10 protein-coding genes are annotated in these 16496 nt (G+C 42.3%); 6 read left to right on the top strand and 4 right to left on the bottom strand.

All coding sequences use genetic code 11. The annotated features are described in order from the left end of the window. Positions 1–197: 197 nt before the first annotated feature. Positions 198–1043, top strand: coding sequence for an AraC family transcriptional regulator (locus tag AB5443_RS06695; RefSeq protein ID WP_277133173.1), 846 nt, complete (start codon positions 198–200; stop codon positions 1041–1043). On the opposite strand, the gene AB5443_RS06690 is transcribed toward AB5443_RS06695, so the two are convergent. Continuing rightward, positions 1040–2542 (bottom strand): ATP-binding protein, encoded by a 1503-nt coding sequence (locus tag AB5443_RS06690; RefSeq protein WP_277133171.1) that lies wholly within the window; start codon positions 2540–2542, stop codon positions 1040–1042. The two genes, AB5443_RS06695 and AB5443_RS06690, sit on opposite strands and share 4 nt — an antisense overlap. 232 nt (positions 2543–2774) lie before the next feature. Between AB5443_RS06690 and AB5443_RS06685 the strand changes: the two genes are divergently transcribed. The 5 genes from AB5443_RS06685 to mgtA all read left to right on the top strand — a co-directional run bounded on the left by AB5443_RS06685 (position 2775) and on the right by mgtA (position 13939). Then, entirely contained in the window at positions 2775–6074 is a 3300-nt protein-coding gene (locus tag AB5443_RS06685) for a glycoside hydrolase family 2 TIM barrel-domain containing protein (RefSeq protein WP_277133169.1), read from the top strand. 35 nt (positions 6075–6109) lie between these two features. Further along, positions 6110–8962 (top strand): glycoside hydrolase family 2 TIM barrel-domain containing protein, encoded by a 2853-nt coding sequence (locus AB5443_RS06680; RefSeq protein ID WP_277133167.1) that lies wholly within the window; start codon positions 6110–6112, stop codon positions 8960–8962. A 142-nt stretch (positions 8963–9104) separates the two neighbouring features. Next, positions 9105–9791, top strand: coding sequence for a response regulator transcription factor (locus AB5443_RS06675; RefSeq protein WP_073346444.1), 687 nt, complete (start codon positions 9105–9107; stop codon positions 9789–9791). Beyond that, complete coding sequence (locus tag AB5443_RS06670; RefSeq protein WP_277133164.1) at positions 9788–11155, top strand: ATP-binding protein; 1368 nt, start codon at positions 9788–9790, stop codon at positions 11153–11155. Before AB5443_RS06675 ends, AB5443_RS06670 begins: the two co-directional genes overlap by 4 nt. A 132-nt stretch (positions 11156–11287) precedes the next feature. After that, positions 11288–13939 (top strand): magnesium-translocating P-type ATPase, encoded by a 2652-nt coding sequence (gene mgtA / locus AB5443_RS06665; RefSeq protein ID WP_277133162.1) that lies wholly within the window; start codon positions 11288–11290, stop codon positions 13937–13939. A gap of 75 nt (positions 13940–14014) precedes the next feature. On the opposite strand, the gene AB5443_RS06660 is transcribed toward mgtA, so the two are convergent. From AB5443_RS06660 to AB5443_RS06650, 3 genes are all read right to left on the bottom strand, one after another. Next, entirely contained in the window at positions 14015–14647 is a 633-nt protein-coding gene (locus AB5443_RS06660; protein WP_277133159.1) for an RloB family protein, read from the bottom strand. Positions 14648–14650: 3 nt separating this feature from the next. Continuing rightward, complete coding sequence (locus AB5443_RS06655) at positions 14651–15871, bottom strand: ATP/GTP-binding protein (protein ID WP_277133157.1); 1221 nt, start codon at positions 15869–15871, stop codon at positions 14651–14653. Between the two features lie 187 nt (positions 15872–16058). Continuing rightward, on the bottom strand, positions 16059–16496 hold a 438-nt coding region (locus AB5443_RS06650; protein ID WP_368119600.1), incomplete at its 5' end, for a DUF3990 domain-containing protein.

The raw sequence follows: 16496 nt of genomic DNA, 5'->3' as shown, positions 1-16496 counted from the left end.
ATATAAGCAGTAATAAATAGAAGCGGGGCACAAAGAAGTTTGAATATACTTCCGGTGTCCCGCTTTTCATATCCTGATCCTTTCTTATGAATAAGATATAAATGTTATTATTTTAATATTCGATATTCCGATTTTAATTATTCGAGGGAGAAATTTCAAATAATCTCTATATTTGAAATCAAAAACAAAATAACACAATGGAGAGCGATATACCTAGTTTTGATTTACCGGTTGATTATGTTGTTGGAGAAGGATATGAGATAGATTTATTAAGACGGTATAAGAACTTTCCATGCAGGATAGAGGCTGGTTTTTTCATCCTCTGTATAAAAGGGATAATACAAACAACAATCAACGGGAATCTATATACTATCGGTGAGAATGACTTGATAACCTTACCGCCGGGATATTTTATGGAAATTCTTGATTTCTCGCCGGATATTCATATTTATTATGCCGGCTTCTCATCCGGATTCATAGAAGGTATAAACTTGATGAAGTCTACGGAACATCTTCTCCCTGTTATTATGGAGAATCCGATAATAAGATTATCTCCATTGCAGGCTTGCAGCTACAAGATGTTTTATGAATCATCAATTCTTTCGTATGCTTCTCCAAAGACATTGGCAAACAGGGAGATAGTAAAGGCGGTTCTTACCATGTATCTTCAGGGAGCCACTGAAATCTATAAAATGCAAAACAACCTGTATTTATCTTCTCAGTCGAGGAAATATGAGATTTATCAGGAATTCTTGAAGTTGGTCATGAAATATTATACAATTCATCACGGAACTTCATTTTATGCCGAACATTTAGGGCTTAGTCTGCCGCATTTCTGTTCAACAATAAAAAAGGTGGCGGGAAACACGCCCCTGGAAGTCATAGCATCCGTCATTCTGATGGATGCCAAATCCCGGCTGAAGTCAACCAACGAGCCGGTGAAGAATATAGCCTTATCTTTGGGATTTAATAATATCTCTTTCTTCAATAAGTTCTTTAAGCAACATACGGGTGTTACTCCGCAGGAATACAGGGGGCATTAAACTTCTACCGGCTGTTTTTTGAGCGGTAATGTAACGGTAAAACGGCTGCCTCTTCCTACTTCCGACGCAACGGAAATACTCCCTTGCAGATGTTCTACAATCGTCTTGCAGATAGAAAGCCCCAGTCCCGTACCCTGCTTGAAGGTATTGACTTTATAGAAACGGTCGAATATTTCTTTTTGGCATTCTTGAGGAATGCCTTCTCCTGTATCTTCAACATACAAGCAAACCGAATCACTGTTTCCCGAATCAGCCATAAAGCCGAAATGAATGTGTCCCTCTTCTGTAAATTTCCGGGCATTGTTTATGAAATTACATATTACTTGTTTCAAGCGCGTAGCGTCAGTAGTAATATAAATATCATCATCGGGTAAAATTGCTTTTATTTCAATTCCCGGCATATGTTTCATTGCCTGCTCTTTCTCTATGTCCTTCATTATGGATTTGAGGGAATAGTTGGAGTAAGTGAATTTGATAGTGTTCGATTCGATTTTGGACAAGTCAAGTATGTCGTCAATCAGCCTTACCAGATGTTCGCTATTGATGCTGATTAACCTTACAAAATCGCTCCGTTCTTCATCGCTTAATTCATTATATGTGGAAGCTATCACATCCGAGAAACCTACTATCGCGTTCAATGGAGTTCGGATTTCATGACTCATATTCGCCAGGAATGCCATTTTAAGCCGGTCGCTTTCTTCTGCTTTCTTCCGGGCTTCAATCAGTGTGTTTTCGATGTCTTTGTATTCCTGGATACTTAAACAAATTCCCACCAACCGGTACGGATGGCCGGATATATTGGCGATATAAGTGGATTGTCCCTCAAACCACTCCCAAGTACCGTCTCCACGACGCAAGCGAAACGGTACGGTCTTGTCGAATGTTGTATTCCCGCCGAGTTGTATGGCAAAGGCGTCGGCCATAGCTTGCCGGTCGTCCGGATGAATCATATTTACGTATTCTTCCATTGTCAAGGTATTATTTTCGCCTGCCGGAATCCCCAAATGTTCGAAATAACGGTCGTCAAGAGTAAACTCACTACGGCTTATGTCATAATACCAGGGATATATTCTGGTACTTTGCAAGGCTGTGTTTAATATATACTCTTGTGTCAGTTCCACAGTAATGTTACGGAAGAAGAATAAGATGTTTTTTTCACCCTCTTCATTTTCCATTGTAGCAAATTCTCCTCTTATCGGGAATTGTGTATAGTCAACTTGTTCCTGCATAAATGTATGCTCAGGCAGCGAATATGTTTTTTTGCCCTGACGGATTTCATCCAGAATGGTCGAAAGTATATCTTCTTTCTTATTTAACAGCTTGAATATCCTGTTGGTCGGAAGAGGCATCATCGCGTTGGCTGACGAATGTACATGAAGTTCCGTAAGAGCTTGCTGGTTCAGTTGTATGACTTCTCCGTTTATATCCAATATGATGACTCCGTCAGGCAGAATATTCAGCAATTCATCATTGTAGAGTGTTTGTTCGTTTGCTTCCATGTTTTGTTATTTTTCGTTCAATGTACAGGATAATAATTAAATTCATGACAAAGAAAGCCATTTCCCGGAAGATAACACTATTTTGACAAGCCTTTTTGTGCCTGTTTATACGGCTATTTTAATTCGCAACATATTGAATGTTAATATGATGTTCTTTTTTTAAGATTCGATTCTCATATTTTAATCAGTCTTTTTTTAGAGTACAAAATGAGGTTTTGTTCGTCTATTTGATATGAAGAAAAAAGAACGAATGAAAATATATACTTTATTGCTTGGGACATTGATAGCTTGTCCGATACAGGCACAAACAGTACATGACTGGGAAAATCATCATGTCCTGCAAATCAACCGGGAACCGGCACGGGCGGCATTTACGCCATTTACTGAACAAAAGGGGGACTGCTCCCTGTGTCTGGATGGAATGTGGAAATTCCGGTGGACTCCTGTTCCTGACCAAAAAATCATTGATTTCTATCGGGCGGACTTTGATGACAGGGACTGGACAGACTTTCCGGTTCCCGCCAATTGGGAAATAAACGGATATGGCACACCTATCTATGTATCGGCGGGATATCCGTTCAAGATTGACCCGCCCCGTGTGATGGGTGAACCGAAAGCGGATTACACTACTTATAAGGAGAGGAATCCGGTGGGGCAGTATCGCCGTACTTTTGTTCTGCCTGCTGATTGGACGGCAAAAGGACAGACATTCCTTCGCTTCGAAGGTGTTATGAGTGCTTTCTATGTTTGGATAAATGGTGAACGGGTAGGGTATAGCCAAGGGAGTATGGAACCGAGTGAGTTCAATATCACAAAGTATCTGTACTCCGGAGAAAATCAGATAGCATTGGAAGTCTACCGTTATAGTGACGGTTCTTATCTCGAAGATCAGGACTTTTGGCGCTTCGGCGGCATTCATCGCAGTATCCATCTGATGCATACGCCGGACATCCGTATTCGTGATTATGCGGTACGTACACTGCCCTTGTCAACGAACAATTATCAGGACTTTATTTTTCAGGTAGACCCGCAATTCAGTGTTTATAGAGGATTCACAGGTAAAGGTTATACTATACAGGGAGTTTTGAAAGATGCTTCGGGAAAAGATGTGGTAACTTTGCAAGGAGACGTGGAAGATATACTCGATTTGGAGCATAAGGCAAGCCGGATGAACGAGTGGTATCCGCAACGCGGTCCCCGCAAAACGGGACGTCTGTCGGCTGTTGTCAAATCCCCTCACAGGTGGACGGCGGAAACACCTTATTTATATAGGCTGTATCTTACACTGCAAGATTCTGGCGGGAAAGTGATAGAACAAGTAGAGCAGCCGGTAGGTTTCCGCTCTGTTAAAATAGAGAACGGGCAACTGCTGGTAAATGGCAATCCTGTTCGTTTTCGGGGCGTAAACCGCCATGAACATGATCCTCGCACAGCCCGTGTCATGACGGACGAACGTATGCTTCAGGATATTCTCTTGATGAAACAGGCTAATATCAATGCCGTGCGTACCAGTCATTATCCGAATGTAAGCCGTTGGTATGAACTCTGTGACAGCATAGGGCTTTATGTGATGGACGAAGCGGATATTGAAGAGCATGGATTGCGGGGGACACTGGCGAGTACTCCCGATTGGCATGCTGCATTTATGGATCGCGCTGTCCGTATGGCTGAACGTGATAAGAATTATCCAAGTATCGTAATGTGGAGTATGGGAAATGAAAGTGGTTATGGCCCTAACTTTGCGGCTATCTCGGCATGGTTGCATGATTTTGACCCTACCCGTCCTGTGCATTATGAAGGTGCGCAAGGAACGGACGGTAATCCTGACCCGAAGACTGTGGACGTAATCAGCCGTTTTTATACACGGGTGAAACAGGAATATCTGAATCCGGGTATTGCTGAAGGGGTAGACAAGGAACGGGCGGAAAATGCACGTTGGGAACGGTTACTGGAGATTGCGGAACGTACTAATGATAATCGTCCGGTAATGACCAGTGAATATGCCCATTCAATGGGGAATGCATTAGGTAATTTCAAGGAATATTGGGACGAGATATACAGTAATCCGCGCATGTTGGGCGGATTTATCTGGGATTGGGTGGATCAGGGGATTTATAAAACATTACCCGACGGGCGTACTATGGTGGCTTATGGCGGTGACTTCGGTGACAAGCCTAATTTGAAAGCCTTCTGCTTTAACGGATTGTTGATGAGCGACCGTGAAACTACGCCCAAATATTGGGAAGTGAAGAAAGTATATGCTCCGGTTCTGCTGGGAATGGAGAATGGAGCCTTGAAAGTGACCAACCGGAATCATCATATTGATTTATCATCGTATCGTTGTCTGTGGACATTATCTGTGGATGGTAAGGAGAAAGAACATGGGGAATTGATATTGCCCGAAGTTGCTCCGGGAAAAACAGGAACAATGACTTTACCTGATTTCCGTTCATTATCAGACAAAAGCTCTTCCAACAAAAGGAATAAAGGAAAAGATGTTGTAAAGCCTGCTGCTGATTGTCAGCTTAAAGTGAGTATCGTCCTGAAATCAGACGCTCTTTGGGCAAAAGCGGGACATGAAGTAGCTTGGGAACAATTCTGTTTGCAAAAAGGCGATTTGTTATCAGCCGGTTTAGCTAATAAAGGACAATTACAAATAAAAGAGGATGATAAAACTCTGCAAGTCAGCGGACGCGGCTTTTCCGTACAATGGAAGAAGACAGTGACCGGAAGCATGACTTCCCTTATTTATAATGGTAAAGAGATGTTGGCGCACTCCGATGATTTTCCGGTTCAACCCGTAACACAGGCTTTCCGTGCTCCGACCGATAATGATAAGAGTTTTGGAAACTGGTTGGCGAAAGACTGGAAATTGCATGGGATGGATAATCCGCAGATTAGTCTGGAATCTTTCGACCATCAGTTGCGCGAAGATGGAGCTGTGATTGTTCAAGTCCGGACAAATAATGTATATAAAGAAGGCAAGATAACGACTACATCAGTTTATACTATCTGTTCTGACGGAACGATTGACCTGAAAACAACTTTCCTGCCGCAAGGAGTACTTCCCGAACTGCCCCGATTGGGGATTGCGTTCTGTCTTTCTCCGTCTTATGATACGTTTATATGGTATGGAAGAGGGCCACAGGACAACTATCCTGATCGTAAAACTTCTGCCGCCACAGGGCTGTGGAAAGGAACGGTAGATGAGCAGTATGTGCATTATCCCCGTCCGCAGGATAGTGGGAATAAAGAGGAAGTGCATTATCTGACGCTGACGGACAAACAAAATAAAGGCATCCGTATAGATGCGGTGGAAGAGGTATTCTCAGCATCTGCCTTGCACTATACCGCGCAGGACTTGTACAAAGAGACACATGATTGTTATTTAAAACCACGTGCCGAGGTTATTCTCAGCTTGGATACCGCCGTACTCGGGTTAGGGAATAGCAGTTGCGGTCCGGGCGTCTTGAAGAAATATGCCATCGGGAAGAAGGAACATACCTTACATATACGTATAACCAAAAAATGAATTATTAAATAACTAACACAATAATAAAAGTAAGAATGAAAAAAGTAACCACTTTATTATCAACCTTGGCATTGGCAACTACCCTGGCTGCTCAGAATCTTCCACAGACGGAACGGCAATACCTTTCCGGCCGCGGATGCGATGACATGGTAGAATGGGACTTCTTCTGTACCGACGGACGCAACTCCGGCAAATGGACGAAGATTGGCGTTCCGTCCTGTTGGGAATTGCAAGGCTTTGGTACTTATCAGTACGGAATCACCTTTTACGGTAAAGCTTTTCCCGAAGGGATCGCCGACGAGAAGGGCATGTATAAGTACGAATTTGAAGTTCCCGAAAAGTTTCGCGGACAGCAAGTGAATCTTGTCTTTGAAGCTTCCATGACAGATACGGAAGTGAAAGTGAACGGGCGAAAGGTCGGATCGAAACATCAGGGAGCTTTCTACCGTTTCTCGTATAATGTTACGGACTTCTTGAAATATGGTAAAAAGAACCTGTTGGAAGTAACAGTATCCAAAGAAAGTGAGAACGCGAGTGTGAACCTTGCCGAACGCCGTGCCGACTATTGGAACTTCGGCGGTATCTTCCGTCCTGTATTTCTGGAAGTGAAGCCTGCCGTCAATCTGCGTCACATTGTCATTGACGCGCAAATGGATGGCTCGTTCCGCGCGAATTGCTATACGAATATATCGAATGACGGAATGAGTGTCCGTGCACAGATTTCAGATAGCAAAGGCAAGAAACTGGCCGAAACAACTGTTCCGGTAAAAGCCGGTGGAGACTGGACTTCTATCCAACTGAACGTCTCTAATCCCGCCCTGTGGACAGCGGAAACACCGAATCTCTATAAGGCACAGTTCTCATTACTGGACAAGAACGGCAAAGTATTGCATAACGAAACGGAAACATTCGGCTTCCGCACTATCGAAGTACGCGAAAGTGACGGGCTTTATGTCAATGGGGTACGTATCAATGTGCGTGGTGTCAACCGCCATAGCTTCCGTCCGGAAAGTGGGCGTACATTGAGCAAAGCGAAGAATATCGAAGATGTCCTTTTAATGAAGGACATGAATATGAACTCTGTTCGTCTGAGCCATTATCCGGCTGACCCTGAATTCCTGGAAGCGTGTGATTCTCTCGGATTATATGTGATGGACGAACTGGGTGGCTGGCATGGCAAATATGATACTCCGACCGGAGTTCGCCTGATTGAAGGTATGATAGAGCGTGACGTGAATCATCCTTCCATTATTTGGTGGAGCAATGGCAATGAAAAAGGATGGAACACGGAACTGGACGGAGAATTCCATAAATATGACCCGCAGAAACGCCCGGTCATTCATCCGCAAGGTAACTTCTCCGGTTTTGAAACCATGCATTATCGTTCCTATGGGGAAAGTCAGAACTATATGCGTCTGCCGGAAATCTTTATGCCCACTGAATTTCTTCACGGCTTGTATGATGGCGGGCACGGTGCCGGATTGTATGATTATTGGGAAATGATGCGCAAGCATCCCCGTTGTATCGGCGGCTTCTTATGGGTACTGGCAGACGAAGGGGTGAAACGGGTAGATATGGACGGCTTCATTGATAACCAAGGTAACTTTGGCGCTGACGGTATTGTAGGCCCGCATCACGAAAAGGAAGGCAGTTATTACACTATCAAGCAGTTATGGAGTCCTGTACAAATAATGGACACTTCTGTTGACAGGCAATTCGACGGCAAGTTATCCGTAGAAAACCGCTATGATTACCTGAATCTGAACACCTGCCGTTTCCTCTGGAAACAAGTGAAATTCCCTTTGGCGACAGATGTTCCCAATGCCGGCACTAAAGTTGTAAAACAAGGTGAAGTGCAAGGTAGTGATATTGCCGCTCATTCAGCAGGCATATTAGATCTTAAAACAACCATTCTCCCTGATGCGGACGCTCTCTTTGTGACGGCTGTCGACAAATACGGTCATGAACTTTGGCGTTGGACATTCCCGATAGATAAATTGAATCAGGTAAAAGAGGAACTTTCTCCGTTATCCGGCAAAGCAACTTACACCGAAACAGATAATGACCTTACAGTAAAAGCGAACAATCGCACTTTTGTCTTCTCAAAGAAAGACGGTCAGTTGAAAGGTGTATCTGTAAACAAACGCAAAATCAGTTTTGCCAACGGTCCCCGTTTCATCGGTGCCCGTCGCGCAGACCGTTCACTGGATCAGTTCTATAATCACGATGACGAAAAGGCTAAGGAAAAAGACCGCACTTACAGCGAATTTCCCGATGCAGCCGTATTTACCAAACTTGATGTAAGGGAAGACGGTGGAAACCTAATTATCACCGCTAATTATAAATTAGGAAACTTGGATAAAGCCCAATGGACAATCAACCCGAGCGGAATTGTTACACTCGACTATACTTATAACTTCTCCGGTGTAGTAGACCTGATGGGAATCTGTTTCGACTATCCTGAAGAACAAGTAATCAGTAAACGCTGGTTAGGAGCAGGTCCTTATCGTGTATGGCAAAATCGTATTCATGGTGCACAATACGATATTTGGGAAAATGACTATAACGACCCTATTCCGGGTGAAACCTTTACTTATCCTGAGTTCAAAGGTTACTTCGGAGATGTTTCCTGGATGAATATCCGCACGAAAGAGGGTACAATCAGCCTGACAAACGAAACACCCGGCACTTACATCGGAATATATCAACCCCGTGACGGTCGTGACCGTTTGCTTTACACGCTTCCCGAAAGTGGAATCTCCGTACTGAACGTGATTCCGCCCGTACGTAACAAAGTAAACTCAACAGACTTGTGCGGCCCTTCTTCACAACCCAAGTGGGTGAATGGTCCGCAAACGGGACGAATCGTTTTCCGGTTTACAGAATAAGAATAAAAGTACTCAAATACAACTGAACGAATATGCCAGAAGAGAGAATGCTACTTTCTTTTGGCATATTTTTCTGTATATGGGCCGGCTTTGGCAGGTTTTTACTATTTTTGCCGATATATATCATTCACGCATTATTCCTATGTACACAATATTGATTATAGAAGATGAACCCCGGGTAGCTAATCTGCTGATGAACGGTCTGGAAGAGAATGGCTATCAGGTAATGGTGGCATATGATGGTCTGATGGGACTCCGGCTTTTTCAGGCACATTCATTCGATCTGGTCATTTCCGATATTGTCCTGCCGAAAATGAACGGATTTGAGTTATGCAAGGAAATACGCAAAGTAAATTCTTGTATTCCTATACTGATGTTGACGGCACTGGGGGCTACTGACGATAAGTTGGACGGGTTTGATGCCGGTGCGGATGATTATATGGTGAAACCTTTCGATTTCAGGGAACTGAATGCAAGGATAAAAGTATTGTTGAAACGGGGAAATAGTGATAAAAAGGATTTGCCGCATGAACTTTCCTATGCAGATTTACGTATCGATTTGCAAGGCAAGAATGTAGAACGGAACGGTATATCTATCAAACTTTCCCCAAAAGAATATAACCTGTTGCTCTATATGGTAGAGAATGCCGAAAGAGTATTGAGTCGGATTGAAATAGCCGAAAAAGTATGGAATACCCATTTTGATACGGGAACTAACTTCATTGACGTATATATCAACTACCTTCGCAAAAAGATAGACCGGAATTTTGAACCGAAACTCATCCACACCAAAGCCGGAATGGGTTTCATACTAACCGACAAATTATGAAAATCAGGACAATGCTGACCCTGCAATATGCAGGACTGACCGCAGCGGTATTTCTTGTATTCGTTATAGCTGTCTACTACGTGAGTGAACATTCACGCAGCAATGCCTTTTTTCGGAATCTGCAAAGTGAAGCGATAACAAAGGCGCATCTTTTTCTGAATAATCAGGTGGATGCTGCAACGATGCAATCTATTTATTTGAACAATCGGCAGTTTATCAATGAGGTGGAAGTAGCTGTCTATACCCCGGACTTCCGGATATTATACCATGACGCTCTCCAAAATGATATAATCAAGGAAACTCCTGAAATGGTCACCCGCATCTTGAAACGAAAGGCTATCAATTTCTATGTCAATGAATATCAGGCGGTAGGACTTGTCTATACCTTTGAAGGGAAAGAATATATCGTTACCGCTGCCGCCTATGACGGCTATGGGTATGCCAATCGGGATGCTTTGAGGAATATGTTAATCCTGTTATTTATCGGTGGACTGACAATACTGGCAGTTGTAGGCTATATCCTTGCTAAAAGTACCCTGAAGCCGATACGCAGCATTGTGAAGGAAGCGGAAAATATCACCGCATCCCATATCGACAAAAGGCTTCCCGTAAAAAACGAACAGGATGAATTAGGAGAACTCTGTATTGCGTTCAATAACCTGTTGGAACGTTTGGAGAAATCGTTCAACTCACAAAAAATGTTTGTAAGCAATGTCTCCCACGAACTCCGTACTCCTATGGCTTCGCTTACGGCGGAACTGGATCTGGCATTGCTGAAAGAGCGTACCGCGGAACAGTATCAGTCAGCTATCGACAATGCTTTGCAGGACGCCCATCGAATCATCAAGCTGATTGACGGACTACTGAACCTTGCCAAGGCGGATTACCAATCGGAACAAATCAAGATGGAGGAGGTCCGTCTGGATGAATTGCTGTTGGACGCACGGGAGTTAGTGTTGAAAGCTCATCCGGAATATCATGTCGAACTCGTATTCGATCAGGAAGCTGAAAACGACAATGTCCTGACTGTTGTCGGGAACAATTATCTGCTGACTACCGCATTCGTGAACCTGATAGAGAACAACTGCAAGTATTCTTCCAACCGGAGCTCATTCGTGCTGATTTCCTTTTGGGAACAATCGGCTGTCATCCGCCTGTCGGACAATGGCGTGGGAATCTCCGACAAGGACAAGGAGAACCTATTCCGGCTATTCTATCGTGGGGAAAACAAAGCTTTTGCTTCCGGGCATGGCATCGGTATGACCTTGACTCAAAAAATCATTCATTTACATAAAGGAGAACTGACCGTATCTTCCCATCAGGGCGAGGGCACTACTTTTGTGGTAAAGCTCCCTCATATCTGACACTCCCTGATAATATTCTAATGATTTTCTAATACCACTCTAATATATCTCTAACAGCTTCCCGGTGGAGCTGTCCTTACCTTTGCATCGTGATTGAAAAAATGCAATTCGTAACTTTAAAAATAAGAGATTATGATGTGGAAGAAGAAATTGCGCCAACCGCAGTACTCATTCAATTCAGAAAAAGTTTTTCTGGTTGCTACCCAACCGGGCAAATCTGCCTATTCATATTTGCAGGCCACCCGGCTCGGACTGACAAAAGGAGAAGTGGAACAACGTCAATCCACCTATGGAAAGAATGAAGTAGTTCACGAGCAGAGAAAGAATCCCTTTATCCTGTTTATCAAGACATTTATAAATCCGTTTATCGGAGTTCTCACCGGACTGGCTATTGTATCCCTGATTTTGGATGTACTCATGGCTTCACCGGGAGAGCAGGAGTGGACGGGTGTCATCATTATTGCGTCTATGGTCGTGTTCAGTGCCATTCTGCGTTTCTGGCAGGAGTGGAGAGCAAGCGAAGCTACCGACTCTTTGATGAAGATGGTAAAGAATACGTGTTTGGTAAAACGGGCGGGGGCTCAGGAAGAAGAGTTGGATATTACAGAACTTGTTCCCGGAGACATTGTCTATCTGGCTGCCGGAGATATGGTTCCGGCTGATATCCGCATTATCGAGTCAAAAGACCTGTTCATCAGTCAGGCATCACTGACCGGAGAATCAGAACCTATTGAGAAATTGCCGGAAGTCAGGGGAAAGCAATACCGCAGTGGGAGCGTGGTAGAATTGGATAATATCTGTTATATGGGTTCCAATGTGATTAGTGGTGCTGCAAAAGGAATCGTCTTTGAGACGGGAAATAAGACTTATCTGGGCACTATTGCCAGAAGTCTGGTGGGGCATAGGGCTACCACTGCTTTCGATAAAGGAATCAGTAAAGTTAGTTTTTTGTTGATTCGCTTTATGTTGGTCATGGTTCCTTTTGTGTTTCTGGTCAACGGTTTCACAAAGGGAGACTGGTTTCAGGCTTTCATCTTTGCCATTTCCGTTGCCGTAGGGCTTACACCGGAAATGCTTCCGATGATTGTCACCGCCAATCTTTCCAAAGGTGCGCTAGCCATGTCGAAAAAGAAAACAATCGTGAAGAACCTGAACGCGATTCAGAACTTCGGCGCCATGAATATACTCTGTACGGACAAGACAGGGACACTGACTTGTGACAAAATAGTGTTGGAGAAATATATAAATGCAGATGGAAGCGGTGACAATAGTAAACGTATTCTTCGCCATGCCTATTTCAACAGCTATTTTCAGACCGGATTAAGGAATCTGATGGATAAAGCGATTCTCTCCCACGTAAGAGAACTGAATTTGGAGCATTTGAAGGATGATTATACGAAGGTAGATGAAATTCCCTTTGATTTTACACGCCGGAGAATGTCCGTAGTTATAGAAGACCGTTTGGGCAAACGGCAGATTATCACTAAGGGGGCGGTGGAAGAAATTCTCGATGTATGTACATATGCGGAATTCGACGGACAGATTCATCCTTTGACTGACGACTTGAAAGTCAAGGCACAAAAGATAAGTGAAGAAATGAACCGGCAGGGAATGAGAGTACTGGCGGTTTCCCAAAAGAGTTTTATCGAAAAGAACGGAAACTTTGCAGTCGAAGATGAAAAAGAAATGGTATTGATAGGTTATCTTGCTTTTCTTGACCCGCCTAAACCGTCTGCCGCCGAAGCGATAGAGCAATTGTATGTACATGGAGTGGAGGTCAAGATATTATCAGGAGATAATGACATCGTAGTGAAGGCGATTGCCCGTCAGGTAGGCATCGACACTACCCGTTCTCTTACGGGGATGGATATCGAGAATATGGATGAACCGGCAATGAAAGAAGCGGTAAGGAGCACTACGCTATTTTCTAAACTGACCCCGTTGCAAAAGACACAAATAATCTCTCTTTTGCAAGAGCAGGAAAATACGGTTGGCTTCTTGGGCGACGGCATTAACGATGCCGGTGCTCTGCGGCAATCAGATATTGGAATTTCTGTGGATTCGGCGGTAGATATAGCGAAAGAGAGTGCCGACATTATCTTGTTGGAGAAAGATTTGCTAGTGTTGGAAGATGGTGTACTGGAGGGACGAAAGACCTTTGGCAACATTAATAAATACATTAAGATGACAGCCAGTTCAAACTTCGGGAATATGTTCAGCGTGATATTTGCAAGCGCATTCCTGCCTTTTCTTCCGATGATGCCGATACATCTGCTTATTCAGAATTTGCTGTATGACATTTCGCAGACAACCATTCCGTTTGACCGTATGGATCCGGAATTTCTGAAGAAGCCGCGTAAATGGGATGCGTCTGATTTAAGCCGTTTTATGATTTATATCGGTCCTATCAGTTCTATCTTTGATATTGCCACCTATTTGGTCATGTGGTATGTCTTTAGCTGTAACAGTCCCGAGCATCAGACCTTGTTTCAGACCGGATGGTTCGTTGAAGGGCTTTTGTCACAGACTTTGATTGTCCATATGATACGCACACGAAAGATTCCATTTATACAAAGCCGGGCAACATGGCCTGTAATGGGAATGACGCTATTAATCATGGCAGTAGGAATTCTTATACCCTTCACGTCTTTCGGACGTTCCATTGGATTGCAGGCTCTTCCATTAAGCTATTTCCCCTGGCTGATAGGTATTCTGCTTTCTTATTGTATCTTGACGCAAGTTATTAAGAATTGGTATATCAGGAAGTTTGTACGTTGGCTATAATAATAGTAGGTTTACTGAAAAATTGACAATCAATTAATGTGGTATTAGCAGGATATTCTTCCTGTTGATACCACATTATAGAAATCTATTTAACTCTTTTACCAACAAATGAACAGTAGTAGAAGATTCGTGTTGTGCCGGGTTATTCCCGTCAAATTGTTTCATGATAGTTTTAGCGTGATTAATAGCTTGTTCTTGTTTAGTAAACAAAACATTGAACATTTTAGAACTTACACCCGATTTTTTTGTATAAGCAAATCCGAGCAGAGTACTCAGCATTTTTTCATACCTGGAACGATGTAAAGCCCCTTGGTACAGATTAAAATGTAATAAAAACCAAAATTCAAAAGCTTGGTTACTGTAGGCCACTTCAAAACCATTTTGTTGTGCCAATAAGATTGCAGAGTTAAAATCATTTTCTGGAAAGTCATCTTTATCAAAAACCACCCAATTCTGATTATATGTCCGTCCCTTTAGCTTTTCTTGCTCTTTTATATTGATAGCCTTTTGTACTAATGCTAATGTTCCCATACCTTGCCCGAGGGCTTTCACATTGGCAGAGGTCAAACGAAAAGCATTAAAATAGTCCGGTTCAGTATTAACTCCTTCGCAAATAATCAGAAATGTTTGTTTTACTTCACGTACGCCGCTGATACGTGTTATCTTTCTTTCGATACGCGGATTTATATTTTTCCTTTTAGCCGCCATAGCTTAATTTTCTTGAGTATTAAACAAACGGGTTAAATCTCCAACAATTGGAATTGCTCCATATTTTCCTGATAAATAATCTTTTTCAAATGAAGCATCATTACGTACTTTATACTCTGCCAACGAATAAAGTTCAGTTGCACCATAACGGTCTTTTTGTGTAAACCAAATCTGATCCCTCCGGAATATGTCAGCACTTAACAAGTTTGTATCGTGAGTAGTGAAAATTAATTGGGCATTTCGCGGATTTGTTTCTTTTGAATTGAACAAGGCAATAATTCTACATGTGAGAAGCGGATGCATTTTTGAATCAAATTCATCTATAATAAGACGCTTTCCATTATCCAAAGCATCAATGATAGGGTATGCCAGCGAAAAATACTTTATTGTGCCTTCCGATTCATTTTTCCTGAATGGGAAAGTAATAGTTTTGACTTCATTACCTTTCTCATCATATTGCGTGTGTGTACTCACGATAGCATTATCAATTTTTTCAATACTTTCAATGCCTAAATCAGCATAACGGGAAAATTCAATAATTCTCTGTTTCATTTTGCTATCATCCAATTGGATGGCTGCCGTATTCCATATCTTTTCATCGTTAGAACCTGAAATAATAGTAGTCTCATTCAGCCATTGCATTATCTCTACCGCTGTGGGGTCATTGAATTGCGCCGCAACAGAAAGCAATAATGCATTTGCTCTCACCATTCGTTTACCTGCAAGTTCTTTGCCAACGACAAACTTAGTATGAATATCAAAACTATCTTTTCCCCGATAAAATAATTCTACTTCCTTAGCCCTCTTTTTATTGGCTTTTTGATAAAGCCATTCCGAATGTACTAATGAATTATCAGCTTCAAATCCATAACGGTATTGATTATCTTCATCACAGAATATCGCTTCAAAATAACTTGGCTCACTCGCTGTAAGCGAATTTAACCGGAAACTTTCTATATTAACACGTTCCCCTGCCTGAATATCCTTCGACGAATTTATCACATACCATTTAAAGAACTCAAATGCCTTAATGAAATTAGATTTGCCGGATGCATTAGCACCATAAACAACCGCACTCTTCATCAATGATAATCCGGCAGTCCCTACACCAAAGATTATATCTTCAGCCGGAATCTGTATTTCTTTCAAAGCCGACGCTACTAATGACAATGTAGATTGCTCTTTGAAAGATAGAAAATTTCCTATTGTAAATTGAATAATCATATTTTAATCGATTTATTTGAGAACTTATCACAAATATACTATTTATTTTCAGGAAAAAGAATATTTATTAGGTGAATTATATTATTTTATGTCTTACGGGATACAATTAGAGAGTGGATATTATCATATGCGTGATTATGGTATCAGACATGATTTGAATGTCGGAGATTTTGAAGCAGGACTATTATTACACTGTTTTAATATATGCATCACTCATGAGGTATAAATCCCCGAATCGATGAATAATACGCTGATAACTGTCGCTATTATAAAATATTTCTAATGCTTGCATATCTGAAATGTGCAGACGGGCAGCAAGTTGCTCCATAATACCATAATATTTGCCTTGCATTACAATATCAGCATTAGCAACTTCTTTTGTTGGAGATGGTATAGGTATGGAAATAGCATCTATAAAATGTAAATGTTCATCAATCACTTTTTGGTTTGTGATACAAATTTGATTGTTAGGATCTTGATGAACCAGACGCGATAAAGCTTCTTCACGGGTATAATCACCACGCATATAGAGGTAAATAGTACGTATCACACGATCATCTGCTATACCACCTTTTATGATATCATAATCTTTCCACATAGTACCTCCTTGTCTACAGGATACGAC

The sequence above is a fragment of the Bacteroides sp. RTP21281st1_H5_RTP21281_210402 genome, assembly GCF_040918965.1.
GTDB classification, from domain to species: domain Bacteria; phylum Bacteroidota; class Bacteroidia; order Bacteroidales; family Bacteroidaceae; genus Bacteroides; species Bacteroides congonensis.
The sequence above is the reverse complement of the archived record's forward strand: the minus strand, read 5'-3'. Positions and strand labels throughout refer to the sequence as shown.